The following is a 19993-nucleotide window of genomic DNA, read 5'->3' on the forward strand; positions in this document are numbered from 1 at the left end:
CCTCATGCCGAGGCCGAGTCTCTTCATCACGTCATTCTGTGAGGGTACAGACACACTTAAAAACTACTTACGGTAGTGGCGCATCTTCGCCGAATTCAATGCTCAAATTTCCAATGGCGCAAGCAAAGTTATCCGGCAGCCATGCTGTCCCAAAAAGCCCATTGCGAGCGGCTGGTTTGCCCGAGGATGTGCAAAGCGCCGGTACGAGGCGCTCATTGCCAATGAAGCATCATCCTTCGCGGACGGATGGAGGGACCCAGCCCATGCCAACTGCCCGGGGCCTAGATTCGATCACGTAGCCCTTTGACGCCTTCACCTTCGGCGCAATGCTCGCAACAGAAGAACGTGCCGGACTTCTCCAATCCGTGCCCGACGATGCGGATGCCGCAATGATCGCAGGTCGGCGCGAGCGCATGAATGGCGCACTCGAAACTATCGAAGGTATGCGCCTTGCCGTCCATTGTGACCTGAAAGGCCTTGTCATAGTCATTGCCGCAGGTTTCACATGTAGCCATTGATATCCGCCTTCACTTATGACGCGGTCGCCCTTCGCATTGATCGAATTCAATAACGGGGTCTTAAAAGGATGGTTCCTCATTGTTGTCCTCCGGAATCAGACAGCATCTTCTGGAGTATTGCCTCGACCGAGTGCGGCGATATCCCAAGCTCGGCAAATCCGGGCATATCCGGTGATGACACGGTGTCGATTTGCATCAGCTCCACTTGATTGCGCGTCAGGAATGGAATCCGGAGCGTTTCGGAGGCCCATGCGAGTGCATGCCAGGCGGCAAACGGGATTGGAAGCAGTCGAGGCGCAAGTCCAGCTTGATGCGCCACGGCTCTAAGCAACTCCTCGTAAGAGTAGACGCGAGGGCCGCCGAACTCGAAGATATCAGGCGTCTCGGCGCGCTGCATGATCCGGCCAATCGCGTCCGCAACATCATCCACATAGGCCGGCTGCAATCTGGTCACGCCGCGGCCGAACATCGGATAGACGGGAAGCTGGCGGAGCAGCTTGAGGATGACGACGAGAAACGCGTCGTCCGGTCCGAACATCACCGCCGGACGGATCAAAGTTGCCTCGGCGAAAGCGGCCCGGACCACCTGCTCGCCCTCGCCCCGCTTTCGGATGTAGTGTGATGGCGAGGTGGTATCGGAGCCGATTCCTGAAAGGTGGACGAGTCTTTTGACTCCGGCCCCGTGCGCTTGAAATGCTACCCGCCGGGCGGCCTCGACATGAACGGAATGAAAAGTCTCCGATCCGCGCTCGACGTAGAGACTGACCGCATTCACGACGCCATAAGCGCCGGCAAGCGCATCCGCCACCGACCGCTCGTCGTGAATGTTGGCCTCTACGGATTGAAGTTGCGGATCGTCAGCACCAGGCAAGGTGTAGCCGTGATCCGGATGCCTTGACGCGATCCGAACCGGAAAGCCGCGTGAGCGCAGACGTTGAACGATGCGGCGGCCCAGAAAGCCGGTTCCACCGAACACGGTGACGATCTGATCGTTCGTTGCCACCATGGCCCATTCGCCAATTCATGTCGCAACCGCGCCATTATAGCGGCTTCGAACCCTGCTGCGAGGAATAACTGCAAGTCTATGAATGACGGAATCTCCCAGCAGTCCTGCAGTACGGACGCGCAACGAGCACGCGAGGGATATGGCTATCGCGAGGCGGTGCGCCACTGGGTCGTCTTTTGACCTAAGGCGAACATCCCGCGCGCAGGTCGTTGCCATCGCAACGGAAGATTTGGCGGTGCGCCGCACACGCCGCCGGACCATCCTTGTCGCATCATTGTTTGCGAAGTTCCGGCGTCTTGCTATGATCGAAAAAAATCAATCAACAGCGATAGGGAGAAGCGTCATGAGGACCGTGCTCCGCAGTTTGGCGGCAACAGTAGCGTTGGCCGCGATGGCCATGCCGGCCGCGGCTCAGAACTATCCTGAGCGCCCGATCAAGATGATCGTGCCGTGGGCGGCAGGCGGCGATACGGATAACATCTTCCGTCCTTTTGCGCCGCTTCTACAGAAGCACATCGGTCAGCCGATCGTGATCGCCAACGTCACAGGCGCCTCCGGCACCGTCGGGGCGCGCGAAGCCAAAGGCTCACCGCCGGACGGCTATACGCTTTATGCGGTGCACGACTACATCCACCTTGTGCACTATGCCGGCGTCACAGACGTCAAATACAGCGACTTTGAGCCGATCTGCCTGCTCTCTGCGACGCCATCGGTCCTGACCGCGAGCCCCAAGACGCCCTGGAAGACCTGGGCCGAGCTTGCCGAAGACGCCAAGAAGCGTCCGGGCCAGATCACCGTGGGGGCTACCCTTGGATCGACCAGCCACATCTTCCCGGCGCTCATCGAAAAGGCAACCGGCGTCAAGTTCAAGTACGTATCGTACGAAGGCCTTGCGCCGCGCATGAATGCCATTCTCGGCGGCCATGTCGATTTGACGGATTCCAACCTGACGCAGAAGGGCAAGGTCGATGCCGGGCAGCTCAAGTTTCTTGCCATTGCTGCCGAGAAGCGCGATCCCGAAGCCCCTGACGTGCCGACGCTGAAGGAGCTCGGCATGGACATCGTCTACGCGGTTTTGCGCGGCCTGATCGTACCGAAGGGCACGCCGGCCGCGGTGCGCGCCAAGCTGGACGAGGCCTGCGGAAAAGCCGCCAAGGAGCCGGAATTCGCGGACGCGATGAAGAAGCAGGGCACGCGCGTCTCCTATCTCAACGCCGCCGAATACGGTCCATTCCTCGACAAGCTCGACCGGGAGAGCAAGGTGATCATGACCGACCTCGGTCTCGCCAAGCAATGAGATTTTAAGCAATGAGACTTGGCCGCGATAGCTTTGCCGGGCTGATTTTCCTCGCGGTCAGTCTGATCCTGCTTGTGCAATCGTTTGGACTGCCGCAGCTACCGCTGGTGCCGGTCGGTCCCGGCTTCTATCCGCGCATCGTCCTGATCTTCATGGCCGTGACCAGCGCGGCGCTGATCGTGCAGGACCTGCTCGCGCGGCGCGCTGAGCCGGCCGACGTCCCTGCTCCGGCGCAGCCGCAACGGGCCTATGGCCTGGTCGCGCTCGCCTTCGTCATTGTCGCGCTCTATTTGGTACTTCTGCCTCTGCTCGGCTATCGCATCGCCACCGTCCTGTTCGTCGCCGCGTTGCAAGCAACGCTCGAGAGGCCGACGACCTGGCGCCAATGGGTGGTCCTCGCGGCAATAGCGATTGGCACGTCGGCGGTGACGTACCTGGTCTTCGAGCGGTATCTCACCGTGCTGCTTCCTCGCGGTAGCTGGACAGACTGGTAGGCCATGTTCGAGCTTTTGGGACATGGGCTGCTGACGGTGCTGCAGTGGAATTATCTCGTTCCGCTGTTCGCCGGCACGCTCATCGGCGTGATCGGCGGCGCGCTGCCGGGCGTCACCATCACGATGACGATCATCGTCATCCTGCCGTTCACCTATGGCCTCGATCCGTTGCAGGGGCTGGCCGCGATGACCGGCGTCTATGTCGGCGGCTCCGCCGGCGGCCTGGTCACCGCCTGTCTGCTCGGAATTCCGGGCACGCCTTCGGCTATCGCCACGACCTTCGACGGCTTTCCGATGGCGCGGGGTGGCGCGCCGGGCCGGGCGATCTGGCTCGGCGTGTGGTCATCGTTCTTCGGCGGGCTGCTCGGCGGGCTGTTCCTGATCCTGGTGACCGGGCCGCTCGCGGCCATCGCACTTCAGTTCGGACCGTGGGAGTATTTCTCGCTGTTCGTGCTGGCCATGGCAATGGTGGCGGGCCTGGCCGAGTCCTCGTTCATCAAGGGCCTGCTGTCGACCGCCATCGGCCTCCTGATCACCGTCATCGGCACGGACCCGATCGGCAGCGTGCCGCGCTTCACCTTCGGGTCCGAGTTCATCAGCGGCGGCTTCCCGTTCCTGCCGGTGCTGATCGGGATTTTTGCGTTCGCGCAGATCATGTCCGACATCGAGAAGGCCCGAGCGCCAAAGACGCCCGAGGCCGTTCTGACCGCGCAGCCGAGTCTTGGGGTTTCCCTTGGGGTTTCCCACCTCAAGGTGATCGGCGAAATCCTCGGCCGTCCGTTCCTGCTCTTGTGGTCGACGATCGTCGGCATCCTGATCGGCGTGCTGCCGGCGATCGGCGGCAGCGCCGCCAATATGTTGGCCTACGACCAGGCGAAGAAGTTGTCGCGCCACCCCGAGCGTTTCGGCACAGGCATCCCCGAGGGCATCATCGCTTCTGAGTCATCCAACAATGCCAATGTCGGCGGCTCGCTGGTGACCATCATGGCGTTCGGCATCCCGGGCGACGCCGTGACCGCCGTCATGCTTGGCGCCATGACGATCCATGGCATCCAGTCGGGGCCGCTGTTCGTCTCCCAGCAACCCACCCTCGCCTACGGTATCTACGCCGCATACATTTTGGCACACCTGCTGATGGTGCTGATCCTGGCCGCGGGCGCGCTATTCATGCTTCAGATCACCCGTGTGAGGCTCGCGGTGCTTGCGCCGGTCGTGCTGGTGCTTTGCGTAATCGGTGCTTACGCGCTCAACAACACGATGCAGAGCGTGTATGTCCTGCTCATCTTTGGTGTGTTCGGCTATGCGCTGGTGAAGTGCGGATTTCCGCTGGCTCCGCTGATCCTCGGCCTCATCCTCGGCGATCAGATCGAGATCAACCTTATTCGGGCGATCATGACGGACGACAACCCGCTGCTGTTCTTCACGCGGCCGATTTCCGGCGCGTTACTGCTCTGCGCGGCGCTCTCGGTCGCCTTGGCTGTCTGGCAGCACATGCGTCATCAGGCGCGAACCGCGCATGAGGAAGCGCCCGAGTTCTGACGCCGAGTTCGACCTTGCGATATCAGCTTTCGACCCTAGGCCGACTTCTGCAGACCGTATGCGCCACTCGGGCCTTCTGAAACGACGTGATTGCTGCCGTCTTTGCGCGCGATGCCCTGGTCTGCATGATTGCTTACAAGGAACTTTCGGTCCTGTGCGGCGTCATAAGTAACGCGGCCAAGGCTTGGCACGGGAGGTGCCATGTCCAAGTTCAGCGTTACAGTAATCGCTGTCGTACTGGTGACCGCGCTGTCGAGTGCCGCCACTGCGAAAAGTCGCGGACATTTTGGTCTCGGCCCACTTGGCAGCGTGAAATCCGCGTTCGCCCGCGTGCTTGCGCCAGGACTGTTTCATAGCCGCCCCAGGCATCACCGCCGGGTGCACGTCCGTCGGATCAAAAGCGCTCCCGTCGCTTTAAAAAACGCACCCGTCGCTTTACAAAACATCCCGTCCGCGGCGAACCGGCCCTCCGGCGAGGAGGAGCTGGTTGTTGGCAGGCTTTTCACTGACCCTGCGGCACGCAGACAGATCGCCGCGACTGCCGCACTTGCTCACTGGCATGGTGACCGTAACACTACAGACGGGTGGTGGTCGCATGGCCATGGCGGATATGGCTGGATTGGGCCGCTGTTCTGGCCGTTCGCCTACAATGATATTTATGGTTATGCCCTCTTCGGCGATGTCGTGGGCTTCTGGGACTACGGGTACCCCGACATCTATGCCGGAATTTTTGGGCCTTACGGCAGTGACGAACTGGCGGCTTATATGGCACCGGGCTCTTCCGGCCGAAGCGAACGAAGGATCCCGCCGCTGCAGCAGCTCTGCGGTGATGCCGGCCGCGAAATTACCGGTCTTGCCATTGATCAGATTCAGCGGGCGATCCAGCCGACCGAGGCGCAACGGGCCGCGCTGGACCGTCTTGCCGACGCGTCGAACTCGGCCGCTCAGATCATTCAGGCATCTTGTCCGATGCAGCCCGCATCAACGGCGCCGGCCCGATTGGCCCTGATGCAGCAGCGCACTGCGGCTATTCTCACTGCAGTAATATCCCTGCAGCCGCGGCTGGGGGAACTTTATGATCTGCTGAATGACGAGCAGAAAACACGGCTCAACGCACTCGCTGATGATCAGCTCAAGACGGCGTCCGCAAATGGGGCCATGAGGGCGCCGGCCCAGGGCTGCGAAGCGTCCCTGCCCGCCGCGTTGCAATGGCCGGCTGGCGAGATCGAGGCTAGGCTACACCCGACCGATGCCCAACGCGACGCGCTTGAACGGATGCAGCGTGCCAGCGCCAGAGCTGTCGAGATGCTGAGTTATGAATGCCAGCCGAAAGACGCGATCACGCCACCCGCTCGCCTCGCCGAAGTGGATGGTCGGCTCGATACCATGCAACAAGCCATCAATCTGGTGAGCGACGCGCTGGAAGACTTCTATACTGCACTGAGTGATGAGCAGAAGTTTCAATTCGAGCTGATCGGACCAAAACGAGCGCCGTGATTGCCCTCCGATGGTCTTGAAGCGCGTCTTGGTCTATCAAGAAGCTTGGGCGGCATTCGAACTTTATCCCGTGTGGACGGCGATCGTGCGGTCCGACCGCGAAGCTCCAGCGCATACAACGGGCGGAGCCGCCTCCTTGCGCGGCGTCGCGTCCCCGTGGGCCGTGCTGGCGTGGGCCGCGCTGCTGGTGGCGATCGCCGTGTCGTTCAGGCCGGCGGTCCCGATCATCTGGGGCGACACGCCGTCCTTTGTGGAATCTGCGTTTCGCACGCTGGAGGCAGGACGGCCGACCGTGGCAGGTGGGCGCGATCCGGGCTACCCGGCGTTTCTGGCTGTGACGTTCGCGTTTGGAGGCGACCTCGGGACGGTGGTGCGCCTGCAGCAGGCGGCGTGGGTCGTCCTGATGCTGGCGCTTGCAGCAACTGCCCAGGCGACGACGCGCAACGCCGGTGGGCTCGTGCCGATCATCCTCGTGGCGACGTATCCGGGCCTGCTGTTGTTCAGGAACGTCCTCACCGCAGACCTTCTCTTTGCGGTCTTCCTCAATCTGGCAGTGGCTGGACTGCTCGTCGCTACCTTCGTCGGCAAAGCAGCGCGGTGCTGGGCGGTCGCGGCCGCTATCCTGTGCGCGGCGCTCGCGGCGTGCTTCAGATCGCAGGGAGTCCTGGTCCCAATCGCCGTCGTCGTGGTCGGCACCTGCCTCGCCCGGCCAGATACGTCCGTGCGCCTCGCCGTAATTGCCGTGTCCGTCGCGGCGGCGCTGGCGCTCCTCGCCGCCGGTTCCCGGTTCGGGGCTTCCAATTCCGACCAAGCCTCGGCCGTGTTCGTCCCCAAGACACTGTTCTGCAATCACCTGAATATCGTGCTTGCAAGCGATGCAGCGCGACACGAGATCGTATCGGCGGCCGGCGACCGCGCCGACGCCACGATGGCGCGGCTTGCCGCCAACTTCGCCGCGGAGCCAGGTCGCTGGCCCGTGCTCGGGTTCTTCGGCGACGCCTGCCTCTTCGACACCGCACTGGATCGAGACCTCGCCGACGATACCGGGAATGCCGTCGGCGCGGCCGCAGCCTATCGGCGCATCTTCCTGGCCGCCGTGCGCGACCGGCCGCTGGCCTACGCGGGCAAGTTCGTCCGTCAGATGGCCTACGGGGCCTCGATCGCATGGCCGCCCTACGGACTCGACCCTGCCATACCGGTGTCGACTGACGACGTGCCGCACGTGTCCGACATCATGACGCGGCACGGCCGCTCGGTTCAGCCGATCGATCTGCAGGGCGGACCAGTTCGGATCGGCCTACTGTCCGATTTCCCAGGTATCTCCGCCTATCTGTACAGGGCATTGTCCACCGCCTTCGTTATCGCCGTCATATTTTGGACGGTGGCCGCTGTGCGGCGCCGGCGCTCCCTGACACGTGCAGGAATCGTGATGGTGATGTGGGCGGCTTCGATCGCGACCGCCGCCGGCGCCCACACCCTCGACGTCTGGCGTTACCTGATTCCCGCAGCGCCGATGGTGGGCCTCATGCTGTCCTTTTTCACCGTCGAACTGGCCGAAGCGGTCGCATGCCGAGATTGTCGACGGACTTACGGTCTCCGCCGATCAGGAATAGAATGAGCCGACGTGCGCGGGCGCTCGTGCCCGTAGACGGGCCGCCTAGACATCGTGGCAACTCTCCGTCACGCCCGTTGGCAAAAAAGCTGAGGTCTGCCACACACGACGAATTCCATGACCGATCCCGAGCGTTTGGAAGGCGTTCCTGGCCGCTACTGGCACCGGCTCGAAGACGGGCGCATCCAATGTGATGTCTGCCCGCGCTACTGCAGGCTTAACGAAGGCCAGCGCGGCCTGTGCTTCGTGCGTGGCCGGCAGGACGACCGGATCGTGCTCACGACCTACGGCCGCTCCTCGGGATTCTGTGTCGATCCAATCGAGAAGAAGCCACTGAACCACTATCTGCCCGGAACTCCCGTGTTGTCGTTCGGTACCGCCGGGTGCAACCTGACTTGCAAGTTCTGCCAGAACTGGGACATTTCCAAAGCGCGCAAGTTCGACCGGCTCCAGGACGCAGCCTCGCCGGAAGATATTGTCGAGGCCGCGATTGCCACAGGCTCGCGCTCCATCGCCTACACCTATAATGACCCCGTCATCTTCCTTGAATATGCCGTCGACGTCGCAAGGGTGGCGCGCCGGCGCGGGATCAAGAACGTGGCGGTCACGGCCGGCTACATTGATCCGGCGGCACGGGAGGAGCTTTACACCTTCATGGACGCCGCCAATGTCGATCTCAAGGCGTTCACCGAGGCGTTCTACAATCGGCTGTGCACCGGGCGTCTCGGCGCCGTCCTCGAGACGCTCGAGTATCTGAGGCACAGGACGAAGGTCTGGTTCGAAATCACAACGCTGCTGATCCCGGGTCACAATGACAGCCCGGAGGAGCTGAAAAAGCTGAGCGAATGGGTGATGACAAGGCTTGGACCTGACGTGCCCTTGCATTTCACCGCCTTCCACCCTGACTACAAGATGTTGGATCTGCCCCGGACGCCGGCCGTCACCCTGACGATGGCCCGCGACATCGCGCGCAAGGTCGGGCTGCAGTTCGTCTACACCGGGAATGTCCATGACGAGAGTGGCCAAAGCACGTACTGTCCGGGCTGTGGCGAGCGGATCATCGGCCGAGATTGGTATGACATCACCACGTGGCGGCTCACCGGCGACGGCCGTTGCGGCATTTGCTCCACCGCAATCCCCGGCTTGTTCGAGGCACGCCCGGGCAACTGGGGACAGCGGCGCGTCCCGATCCGGATCGGCAGACTGGAACGCTCTGGCGTGAGATGATGCCGGCGTCGGGGCGCCTCACTGCTGCGCGTTAGCGGGAGCCTGATTAGGAGGTCGCGATGAAGATTGACAGCACCATATTCGGCGCGATTACGATTGACGGAAGGACGTATGAGCACGACGTGGTCGTTCGCCTTTCCGGCGAAGTTGTGAAGCGGAAAAAGAAGCTGTCAAAGAAGCTGTATGGTACCTCGCACGTACTTTCAAAAGACGAGGCAAAGTTTCTCTTCGAGAAGGGGTGCGACCAGGTCGTCATTGGCTCGGGTCAGATGGGTAACGTGCACCTATCGCCGGAAGCTGAAGCCTATTTCGAAAGAAAGGGCTGCGAGGTCGTGTTGAAGCCGACACCCGAGGCAATACGGATGTTCAACCGGTCGCGCGCAAAGAGAATCGGCCTCTTTCACGTGACCTGTTGAAGAAATGCCCTGGTGAAGCCGTGAATTTACGTTGGATCAGCCGGATCGCCGCGCCGCTCATCGCTTTTGTTTTGACCGTTGCGCCATCGGTTTCGACGGTGCACGCCGTTGAGGATGCTCGCAAGGTGAGCGTGGTGTCCTTCGGCCTTTTCGGCGATCAAGGCGTGTTTAGAAGCGAGGCGACCGGCGCAGCACGGGTCGTAGCAGGCCGTTTCGAGAACACCTCGATCAACGTGCAATACAATTCGAAGAAAGGCGGAGGTGCCACAATTGAAGGCCTTGCCATGTCTTTGCAAGCGGCGGCCAACGGGATGGACGTCGACAACGACATTCTGTTCTTGATTCTCACCTCGCACGGCTCCCGCGCCGGCCTTGCAGTCAAAGCGGGGCGCCTTACGCAAATGCTCACTCCGTCTAATCTCGCCTACATGCTGGCGCGGACCGGCATGCGATACAAGGTGGTGGTCATCTCGGCCTGCTATTCCGGGGTCTTTATCCCTCGTCTCGCGAACCCCGATACGCTGGTAATCACCGCGGCCGATGCCGACCATCCATCGTTCGGCTGCCGGGACAAAGCCAAGTGGACCTATTTCGGCAACGCCTTTTTCAATATAGCACTCCGGCAAGCCAGGAGCCTGAAGGACGCCTTTGTTGTTGCGCGCTCGCTCGTCAAAAAGCGAGAAGTGCGCGAGCGCTTCGAGCCGTCGAATCCCCTAATGGCAGGCGGCGAAAACGTACACCCGTTGCTCATTGCGCGTCCTTGAGCGACCGGCCGCCTTCGCGGCCGACGCCTGTCTGCCGAAAACTTCGTCGAGCGCGAGCTTCGGCGATCGCAACTTATCGATTCTCGCCCTAGCTAGATCGTGACCTGCGTTCCGACTTCCACCACGCGGCCTGTGGGGATCTGGAAATAGTCGGTGGCGTCGTTGGCGGCGCGGCTGAGGCGGATGAACAGCAAATCCTGCCAGCGCGGCATGCCGGAATGCGCGGCGGGTTTGAGCGCGCGGCGGGACAGGAAGAACGACGTCGACATGATGTCGAACTGCCAGCCGAGCTTGCGGGCGATCGCCAGCGTCTTCGGCACGTTGGGCGATTCCATGAAGCCGAACCGCAGCGTCACCCGGGAGAAGGTCTCGCTGAGCTGCTCCATCCGCACCCGCTCGGCATCGTCGATCCTTGGCGTCGGCGCGGTCTCGATGGTGAGGATGACGTTCTTCTCATGCAGCACCTTGTAGTGCTTCAGGCTGTGCATCAGCGCCGTCGGCGCGCATTCGGGATCGGAGGTCAGGAACACGGCCGTGCCGGGGACCCGCTGCGGCGGACGCTTCTCCAGCATCGCGACCAGTTCGGCCAGCGGGAATTCCAGCTTGCGCGATTTCTCGAACAACAGCCGGCTGCCGCGGCGCCACGTGTACATCAGGAGCATCACGATGCCGCCGAGCGCGAGCGGCACCCAGCCGCCCTCGAACACCTTCAACAGATTGGCGGCGAGGAAGGTGATGTCGAGGAACAGGAACGGGGCGATCAGGGCTGCGGCCGCGATCGGCGACCATTTCCAGACCCGCCAGATCACGACAAAACCCATCAGAGCCGTAACCACCATGGTCCCGGTCACGGAGATTCCGTAAGCCGAGGCCAACCCGCTCGACGAGCGGAACAGGACCACCAGCAAAATCACCGCGAGCAACAGCAGCAGGTTGATGCGCGGGATGTAGATCTGGCCGGAATGCGCTTCCGAGGTGTGGCGGATTTCGAACCGCGGCAGCAGCCCTAGCTGGATCGCCTGGCGCGTCAGCGAGTAGGCGCCGGTGATGACGGCCTGGCTCGCAATCACGGTCGCCGCTGTCGCAAGCGCCACCATCGGGATCAGCGCCCAGTCCGGGAACATGAGGAAGAACGGGTTTTCGATCGCCTTGGGGTCGGCGATCAACAGCGCGCCCTGCCCCAGATAATTGATCGCCAGCGACGGCAGCACGATGAAGAGCCAGGCGGTCTGGATCGGCCGCTTGCCGAAATGGCCGAGATCGGCATAGAGCGCTTCCGCGCCGGTGACGGCAAGAAACACCGCACCGAGCGTGATGAAACCTATCATGCCGTGATGGAGCATGAAGGAAACGGCGTAGAGCGGATTGAGTGCCTGCAGCACTTCGGGATGCCGCATGATCTGCGGAACGGCTGCGACCGCAATGACGGCGAACCAGACGCACATCACCGGTCCGAAGAACGCGGCGACGCGCGCGGTGCCGCGGGATTGCACAGCAAACAGCGCCACCAGAATGATGACCGTCAGCGGCACCACATAGTGCTCGAAGGTGACGGTGACGAGCTTGATGCCTTCGATGGCCGACAACACCGACAGCGCCGGCGTAAGAACCGCGTCGCCGTAAAACAGCGCGCCGGAGATGATGCCAAGCAGCACGATCGCCGCCCCGCCCTTGCCGACCGCGCGCTGCGCCAGCGCCATCAGTGCCAGCGTTCCGCCCTCGCCATTGTTGTCGGCACGCAAGAGGATGACGACATATTTCAGCGTCACCACCACGATCAGCGCCCACAGGATCAGCGAGAGCACGCCGAGCACGGCCTGTGGCGTGGCACCGGCCGCAGTCTCGCTGGCGGCGACCACCGCTTCGCGCAGCGCATACAAGGGGCTGGTGCCGATGTCGCCATAGACGACGCCGATGCTGCCGAGCATCAGCGCCTTGAAGGTGGCGGTGGAATGCGCTTCGCCATGACCATTGGCCGCGGGCGTTTCCGCCGCGGGGATCGCAAACTGGACTGACATGAGATGGGGGGCCTCGGTTCCTTACCGCACTGCACAAGTGCAGAAGCGCAGCCCTATACTCCCGGGACGAACGCACAGGTTAGCCGGAATCCAGGCCTCCGGTATGCGCTATCCGCATAGATCGTGGCGAAGGCTGCGGCCAATTTTCCATCTGAAATCAGATGGTTACCTGGGTACCCACTTCCACGACCCGCCCGGTCGGGATCTGGAAGTAGTCGGTGGCGTCATTGGCCGACCGGCTCATAGCGATGAACAGATGGTCCTGCCATAGCGGCATGCCCGACTGCGCCGAGGGCTTCAGCGACCGCCGCGACACGAAGAACGACGTCGCCATGATGTCGAACTGCCAGCCGAGCTTGCGCGCGATCACCAGCGCCTTCGGCACGTTCGGCGATTCCATGAAGCCAAACCGCAGTCGCACGGTCGAGAACTTCTCGCTGATGGTTTCCATCTTGACGCGCTCTGAAACGTCGACGCGCGGCGTCTGGGCGGTTTCGATGGTCAGGATCACATTGTGCTCGTGCAGCACCTTGTTGTGCTTGAGATTGTGCATCAGCGCGGTGGGCACGAAGCTCGGATCGGAAGTCAGAAACACCGCCGTGCCCTTGACGATGTGGGGCGGGCGCTTTTCCAGGCTCTTGATCAGGTCCATCAAGGGCACCTCGATGCGCCGCGTCTTGACGACCAGGATCGCGGCGCCGCGGCGCCAGGTCCAGATCATCACCGCGACCGCGGCGCCGAACAATAGCGGCACCCAGGCGCCCTCGAGCAGCTTCAACAGGTTTGCAGCAAAGAAGCTCATGTCGACGACGACAAACGGCAGGATCACGGCGGCCGCGGTCGCCGCGCGCCAGTTCCACAATTTCCAGATCACGACAAAGCCCATGATGCCGTCGACGACCATGGTCGTGGAGACCGCAATGCCATAGGCAGAGGCAAGACCGCTGGAGGTGCGGAATAGCAGCACCAGCAGAACCACCCCGATCAGCAGCATCCGGTTGACCCGCGGCAGGTAGATCTGGCCGGCATGGGCCTCGGAGGTGTAGCGAACCTCGAAGCGCGGCAACAGACCGAGTTGCACTGCCTGGCGGATCAGGGAAAAGGCGCCTGTTATCACCGCCTGGCTCGCGATCACGGTGGCGGCGGTCGCCAGCACCACGAGCGGGATCAACAACATCTCCGGGACCATCCGGTAGAATGAGTTTTCGATCGCCGCCGGATCGGACAACACCAGCGCGCCCTGTCCGAAATAATTGATCAGCAACGACGGCAACACGAAAAAGAGCCATGCGGCCCGGATTGGCTTGCGCCCGAAATGCCCGAGGTCCGCATAGAGCGCCTCGCCGCCGGTCACCGCCAGAAACACCAGGCCCATCGTCACCAGGCCGATGACGCCATGGGACAGCATGAACTGGATCCCATACCAGGGATTGATCGCGTAGAGCACCGTGGGATCGTCAGAGATATGGACGAGGCCCAGCACCGCCAGCGTCACGAACCAGACCACCGTGACCGGGCCGAAGGCCGAGGCGACGCGCGCGGTGCCGCTGCTCTGCACCGAGAACAGCACGACAAGAATGAAGATCGTCAGCGGCACCACATAGTGTTCGAGCGCGGGTGTGACCAGCTTGAGACCTTCGACCGCCGACAAAACCGAAATCGCCGGCGTGATCATGGAGTCGCCGATGAACATCGACGCGCCGACCACGCCGAGCGCCAATAGCGGCCAGCTCCGCCGGCCCAGCGCCCGCTGACCCAACGCCATCAGGGACAGCGTACCGCCCTCGCCGTTGTTGTCGGCGCGCAACAGCAGCAGCACATATTTGGCTGTCACCACGATCAACAGCGACCACAGGATCAGCGAGAGCACGCCGAGTACAATGATGCGCGATACCGGCTGGCCTTCGGCAGCGTGGGTGGCGGCCTCACGGAATGCATACAGCGGCGAAGTGCCGATATCGCCGAACACCACGCCGATACTGCCCAGCGTCAGGGCCCAAAAGCCGGAGGTGGCCTGCCCATCATGGGCTGCTTCGGTAGATGTGACGCTGACAGTCATGATGGAGAAGGAACGTTCTCGTCGTTGAATTGATCCGCGCGGCTATCGGCGCTTCCGCGTTGCCTGTCAATCATCGGGCGACCATAGCACCACGCGCGATGCGCGACTGGCGCAAAGTAGCCACAGCATCAGACTGGTATTATGGTAGTCTACCCAAACTACGGCTTCAGGTTGGGCGGAAGCGGTGGATTTTCGCGCATCAACGTGATGGTAACGCGACGGTTTGCCGGCAGCGTCGGATCGTCGGGAAACAGCGGCTGGCTGTCGGCCTTACCGCCGACCGCGTAGATGTGGGATGCGGGCAGCCCTTCGCGTTCGAGGATCTGGCGGACGGCGTTGGCGCGGTCCGCCGACAGATCGAAGGCGCCATATTCGCCGCGTGACGGCAGGAAGCCGGCGGAGGTGTGGCCGACAATATTGAGCCGCAGCGGTGTCGCCTTCAAGGGCACGGCCAGTTTCTGGATCAGCCGGCGGGTGCGCTCGTAGGGCACCTTGGAGCCATCGGCGAACATCGAGCGGCCATCCTGGTCGACGATTTCCAGATTGAGCCCCTCTTTGGTTTCCTCGAACATGATGTTCTTGGACATTTCGGTCAGTTCCGGCATGTCCTGCAGCGCCTGGCGCAACGAAGCCGCGGCGAGCGCGAACTCGCGATCGACTTTCAAGCGGGCGCCGTTTTCGCGCTGACGGTCCTTGTCGTCGGGCGTCGGGGTATTGGAGGCATCCTCGGGCGGAATATGCTCGACATTCTTCAGCTTCGGCCGCGTCGGCAGGCCGTCGGATTCGACGATTCCCGAATGCCGGGACTCGGTCTGCACACCAAATGCCTCCCGCATCGAGCCGGCGACGATCTTGAGCTTTTGCTGGTCCTGGCTGGAGAACGCAACCAGCATCACGAAGAACGACAGCAACAACGCCATCAGATCGGCGAACGTCACGAACCAGCCGTGACCGCCGTGCGCCTCTTCGCGTTTTTTCTTGGCCATGCTTTATGTCCGCGCCTTGATGCTATCAGCCGATCAGGCCGGAACCAGTTCGCCTTCCTCGTGGCGGTGCTTTTCGGGCAGATAGGCCAACAGCATTTCACGCACCAAGGCCGGGCTCTTGGAATCGCGGATCATCAGGATGCCGTCGATGATCAGCGTGCGGTTGGTTTCCTCGTCGATCAGCTTGCCGTGCAGTTTGTCGGCGATCGGCAGGCAGATCAGGTTCGCCACCAGCGCACCGTAAAGCGTTGCCAGCAAGGCCACCGCCATGAAGGGACCGAGCTTCGAGGGATCCGACATGTTCGAGAACATCTGCACCATGCCGAGCAGCGTGCCGATCATGCCGAACGCCGGCGCGCAGTCGCCGATCGCCCGATAGATCTTCGAACCCTCGTTCAGATGCATCAGAAAGTTGTCGCGATCGCGCTCCATGTTGTCGCGGATGAACTCGAGGTCGTAGCCGTCGGCGACGTAGCGGATGCCCTTGGCGAGAAACGGCTCGTCGGTCTCGACCTTTTCCAGTCCGACCGGGCCCTGCTTGCGGGCGATTTCCGCGATGCGCGCCAGTTCGTCGACCAGGTCGCGCGCCGAGAGCCGGCTCATGGTGAAGGCGAATTTCGCGCCGAGCGGCATGCCGTGCAGGATAGCGCTGAGCGGAAAGCGGATCAGGGTTGCGGCGAACGAACCGCCGAAGATGATGATGACGGCGTGGATGTCGTAGAACATCCGGAAGTCACCGCCCATCAAGATCAGCGTCGACAGGACAATAATGCCGACGATCAGGCCAACGAGCGTGGTGATATCCATTCTGAACTCCAACGCGTACGCGAACTACCGGCCATCCTGACCGGTCGCGCGCTCCATTCGGAGCTGGCGCAGAGGAACCCTACGACCGCGCAATTAAAGAGCCGTAAAGGTTAAACTCGAACAGGGATCGTAAAAATGCGGGGCCGCCTGCGCGATCTCAAGGATTCGCTAACCATGCCGACTTGCGCTCACTGCGCCTGGGTGCCGATGCCGGCTGACTTGATGATCGGCCACCATTTTTCGATCTCGGCCTTCTGGAAGGCGGCCAATGCTTCCGGCGTCTGCTGCGCGCGCGGCGCGACGTCGAGGCCGAGTTCGGTAAAGCGCTTCTGGATCGCGGGGTCGGCCAGCGCCTCTGTTGTCGCAGCGTTCAGCTTGGCGATGATCTCTTTCGGCGTGCCCTTCGGCGCCCAGAAGCCGAACCAGCCGGACATATAGAGACCGGGCACGCCGCTCTCGTCCGCGGTCGGAATATCCGGCATCGAGGCCGAGCGCGTCGGCGAAAGGTTGGCAAGCGCCTTTATCTTGCCGGCGCGGATTTGCGGCAGCGCCACCGCGCCCTGCACCACCAAGAGATCGACCGTGCCCGAGACGAGATCGGTCATGGCAGGTCCGGCGCCGCGATAGGGAATGAACTGCACCTTCTGCTTGGTCAGGTTCTCGAACAAAACGCCGGTGACGTTCGCCGCCGCATTCTGGTTGACGAAATTGATCTTGCCGGGGTTTTCCTTCATCCACGCCACGAGCTCGGCCAGCGTGTTCGCCGGCAGGTCTTTCTTGGCGACCATGAGCTGCGGATTGTTCGAGACAAGCGCGATCGGCTCAAAGTCCTTTTCGAGATCGTAGTCGAGCTTGTAGATGATGCTGCCGACATGGGTATCCCACTGGCCGATGTCGAAGGTATAGCCGTCAGGCGCAGCGCGGGCGACGCGACCGACGCCAATGCTACCGCCGGCGCCGCCGACATTTTCGATCACGACCGACTGCCCGAGCGTTGCCCGCATCCGCTCGCCCATGATCCGCGCGGCGGTGTCGGTCGATCCGCCCGGCGGGAACGGAACGATCAGCGTGATTGGCCGCGAGGGATAGGTCTGTGCCTGCACGGCTGCGACACCGAGAAGGAACGATAATGACAGTGCCGCCCAGAACCGTCTCATAGCGCTCCCCCTCGCCCGTTTGTTAGATCCGACTTTTCGTCAGTGAATCTCCGCCGAGCGCTTCAGCGCCTCTTTCAGTTTTTCCAGCGTGAAGTCCGGGCTGCGCGCGATCTCCAGGATCGGCGTTTCGCGCCGGCCGCAGAGTTCGGCGGCCTCCGGAATCTTTGCCGCGATGTCGATGGGGATCACGATGGCGCCGTGCTGGTCGGCGTGAATCAGATCGTCCGAATGCACCGTCATGCCGGCGACGCGCACCTCGCCACCCCAATGTTCGGCATGGACCCAGGCATGCGACGGTCCGATCGAACCGGCCAGGGCCTGGAAGCCCGGCGCCCATTGCGGGATGTCGCGGATCGAGCCGTCGGTGATGACGCCGAGGCAGCCGAGCGCCTTGTGCACGTTGCTCTGCACCTCGCCCCAGAACGCGCCATAGCCGACATCGGCGCCGTCGATATCCTGGATCACGGTGATGCGCGGGCCGAAGCCGGTGCCGACATATTCGTAATAGGCGATGCGGCGCTTCGCCTGCTCGTCGGCGGGAAGCGTGGATTTGAGCACCGAGCGGATCGTCACCGTGCGGGCGTAGCCGACCATCGGCGGCAGATCGGGGAACGGACAGACCAGCGGCTTGGTGGTGTAGCCGATCAGGCGGCGCTCCGGCGCCACGATCTCCATCGCATTGCAGATCGTCGGGGTGTCGTAGCGCGCCAGCGCCTCGAGGACGGAAGCAGGCAGCGGGGCGGTAACGGCTTTGTTCACGGCGTTCTCTCCTGATTTTCGGCCCGGCTCTTTGAGGCCGTAGGTCGCTAAGCCCTATAGCCGAGATTGGGGGAGAACCCAACTCGGCGGCGGCTCATGGCAGCTATATCGGAGAGTGGCGAGGACGCTCAGTTCAGCCGCGCCGGCCGTTCGTCCTCGGTGTCGCTGGGGGTCGGCGAGAATGTCGCCGGAGATGACGGCGTGGTTTCAGCCGTCGGAGCCGGCTGTGCGGCAAGGGCGGCGTTGCGCTCGTGGTCGCGATAGGATTTCCAGCCCCAGGGCAGGCTCACGAGGTAGAGCACCGAGCCGATCGACAGGATGTGCCAGGGGTAGCCGATCAGAAGCGCGACGAAGAACACCACGGAGACGAAGACCGGCAGCACCATTTCCGGCGGCACGCGCATCTTCACCGTCTTGCCGGAAAATACCGGCAGCCGCGACACCATCAGGAACGCGATCAGCAGCGTATAGGCCGCGGTCAATGTTGCCGGCGGCTTGGGGACGCCGAGAAACGCCAGATAGAACGGCAGCATCGCAAGGATCGCGCCGGCCGGCGCCGGCACGCCGGTGAAATAGTTCGCCGCAAAGGCAGGCTTGTTCGGATCGTCGATGCTGGCGTTGAAGCGTGCAAGCCGCAGGCCGCCTGCGATCGCAAACACCATCGCCGCAATCCAGCCGCCATTGTTCAACTCCTGGAGCTGCCAGAAATACAGCATCAGTCCGGGCGCGACGCCGAAATTGACGAAATCCGCCAAGCTGTCGAGCTCGGCGCCGAATTTCGACTGGCCCTTGATCATGCGTGCGATGCGGCCGTCGACCCCGTCAAGCACCGCCGCGAATACGATCGCGGCGACGGCAAGCTCCATCCGCCCTTCGATCGACAGGCGGATCGCCGTCAGCCCGGCGCAGATCGCGAGCAAGGTGATGACGTTGGGCACCAGCATCCGCACCGGGATCGGGCGAAACCGGCGGCGGCGCAGTTCAGGGTATTTGGGGTCCGGGATCAGCATGCCAGCCATTATATAGCAAGCGCCGGCCCGGTTTGCCATTGGCAGCCGCCTGGCCATTTAGGCGCCGAAGGTGGTTAATCGGCGCGAAAAGTCCGGCCCTGCTCGGTCGAGCCGAAATCGGCCAAAATCGTCTCGCCGGCAATCGCCGTTTGGCCCTCTGAAACCAACGATCTCGTGCCTTCGGGCAGATAGACGTCCAGACGCGAGCCGAAACGGATCAGGCCGAACCGCTCGCCGGCGCCGATCGACTGGCCTTCGCGCACAAATGAGACAATCCGCCGCGCCACCAACCCGGCGATCTGGACCACGCCGATCCGGCCGTTCGTGGTCGAGATCACCAGCGAATTGCGCTCATTGTCTTCGCTGGCCTTGTCGAGCTCGGCATTGATGAAGGTGCCGGGCCGGTAGGCGATACGGTCAATCCGGCCGGTCACCGGGCTGCGGTTCACGTGGCAGTTGAACACGCTCATGAAGATCGAAATGCGCGGCAGTGGCCGGTCGCCGAGGCCGAGTTCGGCCGGCGGCAGCACCTGAGCAACCATCGAGACGCGGCCATCGGCCGGCGAAACCACGATGCCGTCGCGCACCGGCGTGACGCGGACGGGATCACGGAAGAACAGCGCGCACCAGACGGTCAGGATGGTGCCGATCCAACCCAGCGGCGTCCAGATCCAGAACAGGATCAGGCTGACCAGCGCAAAGCCGCCGATGAACGGATAGCCCTCCGGGTGGATCGGTGGGATCTGCGCGCGGATGGAATTCGCAATCGACATTAGGGCTCGCTGTTATCTGGCCGACTTCGCTGCCTTCGGAAGTAGCGGCGGTTT

The 19993-nt window shown here is 62.6% G+C and carries 18 protein-coding genes; 8 read left to right on the forward strand and 10 right to left on the reverse strand.

Annotation, left to right across the window (positions count from 1 at the left end):
- Positions 1-281 precede the first annotated feature (281 nt).
- Both V1292_RS29565 and V1292_RS29570 read right to left on the reverse strand, forming a co-directional pair.
- Positions 282-515, reverse strand: a complete 234-nt coding sequence (locus V1292_RS29565; protein ID WP_334376086.1) for a hypothetical protein — start codon at positions 513-515, stop codon at positions 282-284.
- A 79-nt stretch (positions 516-594) separates the two neighbouring features.
- The gene (locus V1292_RS29570) at positions 595-1524 is read right to left on the reverse strand and encodes a complex I NDUFA9 subunit family protein (RefSeq protein WP_334376087.1); all 930 of its coding nucleotides are present in this window, start codon (positions 1522-1524) and stop codon (positions 595-597) included.
- A 343-nt stretch (positions 1525-1867) separates the two neighbouring features.
- On the opposite strand from V1292_RS29570, the gene V1292_RS29575 reads away from it, so the two are divergent.
- The 8 genes from V1292_RS29575 (at position 1868) to V1292_RS29610 (ending at position 10370) form a co-directional block, all read left to right on the forward strand.
- Positions 1868-2821, forward strand: coding sequence for a tripartite tricarboxylate transporter substrate binding protein (locus V1292_RS29575; protein WP_334376088.1), 954 nt, complete (start codon positions 1868-1870; stop codon positions 2819-2821).
- 11 nt (positions 2822-2832) lie between these two features.
- Positions 2833-3315, forward strand: a complete 483-nt coding sequence (locus V1292_RS29580) for a tripartite tricarboxylate transporter TctB family protein (RefSeq protein WP_334376089.1) — start codon at positions 2833-2835, stop codon at positions 3313-3315.
- Between the two features lie 3 nt (positions 3316-3318).
- Positions 3319-4854: a tripartite tricarboxylate transporter permease gene (locus tag V1292_RS29585; protein WP_334376090.1), complete on the forward strand. Its 1536-nt coding sequence runs from the start codon at positions 3319-3321 to the stop codon at positions 4852-4854.
- A gap of 201 nt (positions 4855-5055) precedes the next feature.
- Positions 5056-6351 carry a Spy/CpxP family protein refolding chaperone gene (locus V1292_RS29590; protein WP_334376091.1) on the forward strand — a complete coding sequence of 432 codons (1296 nt, stop codon included), beginning with the start codon at positions 5056-5058 and terminating at the stop codon, positions 6349-6351.
- 136 nt (positions 6352-6487) lie between these two features.
- The gene (locus V1292_RS29595) at positions 6488-7969 is read left to right on the forward strand and encodes a hypothetical protein (protein WP_334376092.1); all 1482 of its coding nucleotides are present in this window, start codon (positions 6488-6490) and stop codon (positions 7967-7969) included.
- Between the two features lie 111 nt (positions 7970-8080).
- Entirely contained in the window at positions 8081-9190 is a 1110-nt protein-coding gene (amrS, locus tag V1292_RS29600; protein ID WP_334376093.1) for an AmmeMemoRadiSam system radical SAM enzyme, read from the forward strand.
- 59 nt (positions 9191-9249) lie between these two features.
- Positions 9250-9606: an Mth938-like domain-containing protein gene (locus V1292_RS29605; RefSeq protein WP_334363725.1), complete on the forward strand. Its 357-nt coding sequence runs from the start codon at positions 9250-9252 to the stop codon at positions 9604-9606.
- A gap of 20 nt (positions 9607-9626) precedes the next feature.
- Complete coding sequence (locus tag V1292_RS29610; protein ID WP_334376094.1) at positions 9627-10370, forward strand: C13 family peptidase; 744 nt, start codon at positions 9627-9629, stop codon at positions 10368-10370.
- 92 nt (positions 10371-10462) lie between these two features.
- Here the strand turns inward: V1292_RS29610 and V1292_RS29615 are convergent, their stop codons facing one another.
- The 8 genes from V1292_RS29615 to V1292_RS29650 form a co-directional block, all read right to left on the reverse strand.
- Complete coding sequence (locus V1292_RS29615) at positions 10463-12388, reverse strand: potassium transporter Kup (RefSeq protein ID WP_334376095.1); 1926 nt, start codon at positions 12386-12388, stop codon at positions 10463-10465.
- 157 nt (positions 12389-12545) lie between these two features.
- Positions 12546-14447: a potassium transporter Kup gene (locus tag V1292_RS29620; protein WP_334376096.1), complete on the reverse strand. Its 1902-nt coding sequence runs from the start codon at positions 14445-14447 to the stop codon at positions 12546-12548.
- 158 nt (positions 14448-14605) lie between these two features.
- Complete coding sequence (locus V1292_RS29625; protein ID WP_334376097.1) at positions 14606-15433, reverse strand: OmpA/MotB family protein; 828 nt, start codon at positions 15431-15433, stop codon at positions 14606-14608.
- A gap of 33 nt (positions 15434-15466) precedes the next feature.
- Positions 15467-16240, reverse strand: coding sequence for a motility protein A (locus V1292_RS29630; RefSeq protein WP_065745280.1), 774 nt, complete (start codon positions 16238-16240; stop codon positions 15467-15469).
- Between the two features lie 188 nt (positions 16241-16428).
- Positions 16429-17397 carry a Bug family tripartite tricarboxylate transporter substrate binding protein gene (locus V1292_RS29635; protein WP_334376098.1) on the reverse strand — a complete coding sequence of 323 codons (969 nt, stop codon included), beginning with the start codon at positions 17395-17397 and terminating at the stop codon, positions 16429-16431.
- A 39-nt stretch (positions 17398-17436) separates the two neighbouring features.
- On the reverse strand, positions 17437-18108 hold the full coding sequence (locus V1292_RS29640; protein ID WP_442895637.1) for an RraA family protein: 672 nt from the start codon (positions 18106-18108) through the stop codon (positions 17437-17439).
- A 176-nt stretch (positions 18109-18284) separates the two neighbouring features.
- Positions 18285-19166, reverse strand: coding sequence for a CDP-alcohol phosphatidyltransferase family protein (locus V1292_RS29645; RefSeq protein WP_334377204.1), 882 nt, complete (start codon positions 19164-19166; stop codon positions 18285-18287).
- 74 nt (positions 19167-19240) lie between these two features.
- Positions 19241-19939 (reverse strand): phosphatidylserine decarboxylase, encoded by a 699-nt coding sequence (locus tag V1292_RS29650; protein WP_334376099.1) that lies wholly within the window; start codon positions 19937-19939, stop codon positions 19241-19243.
- Positions 19940-19993 lie beyond the last annotated feature (54 nt).

The organism is Bradyrhizobium sp. AZCC 1719 (genome assembly GCF_036924525.1).
Lineage (GTDB): Bacteria > Pseudomonadota > Alphaproteobacteria > Rhizobiales > Xanthobacteraceae > Bradyrhizobium.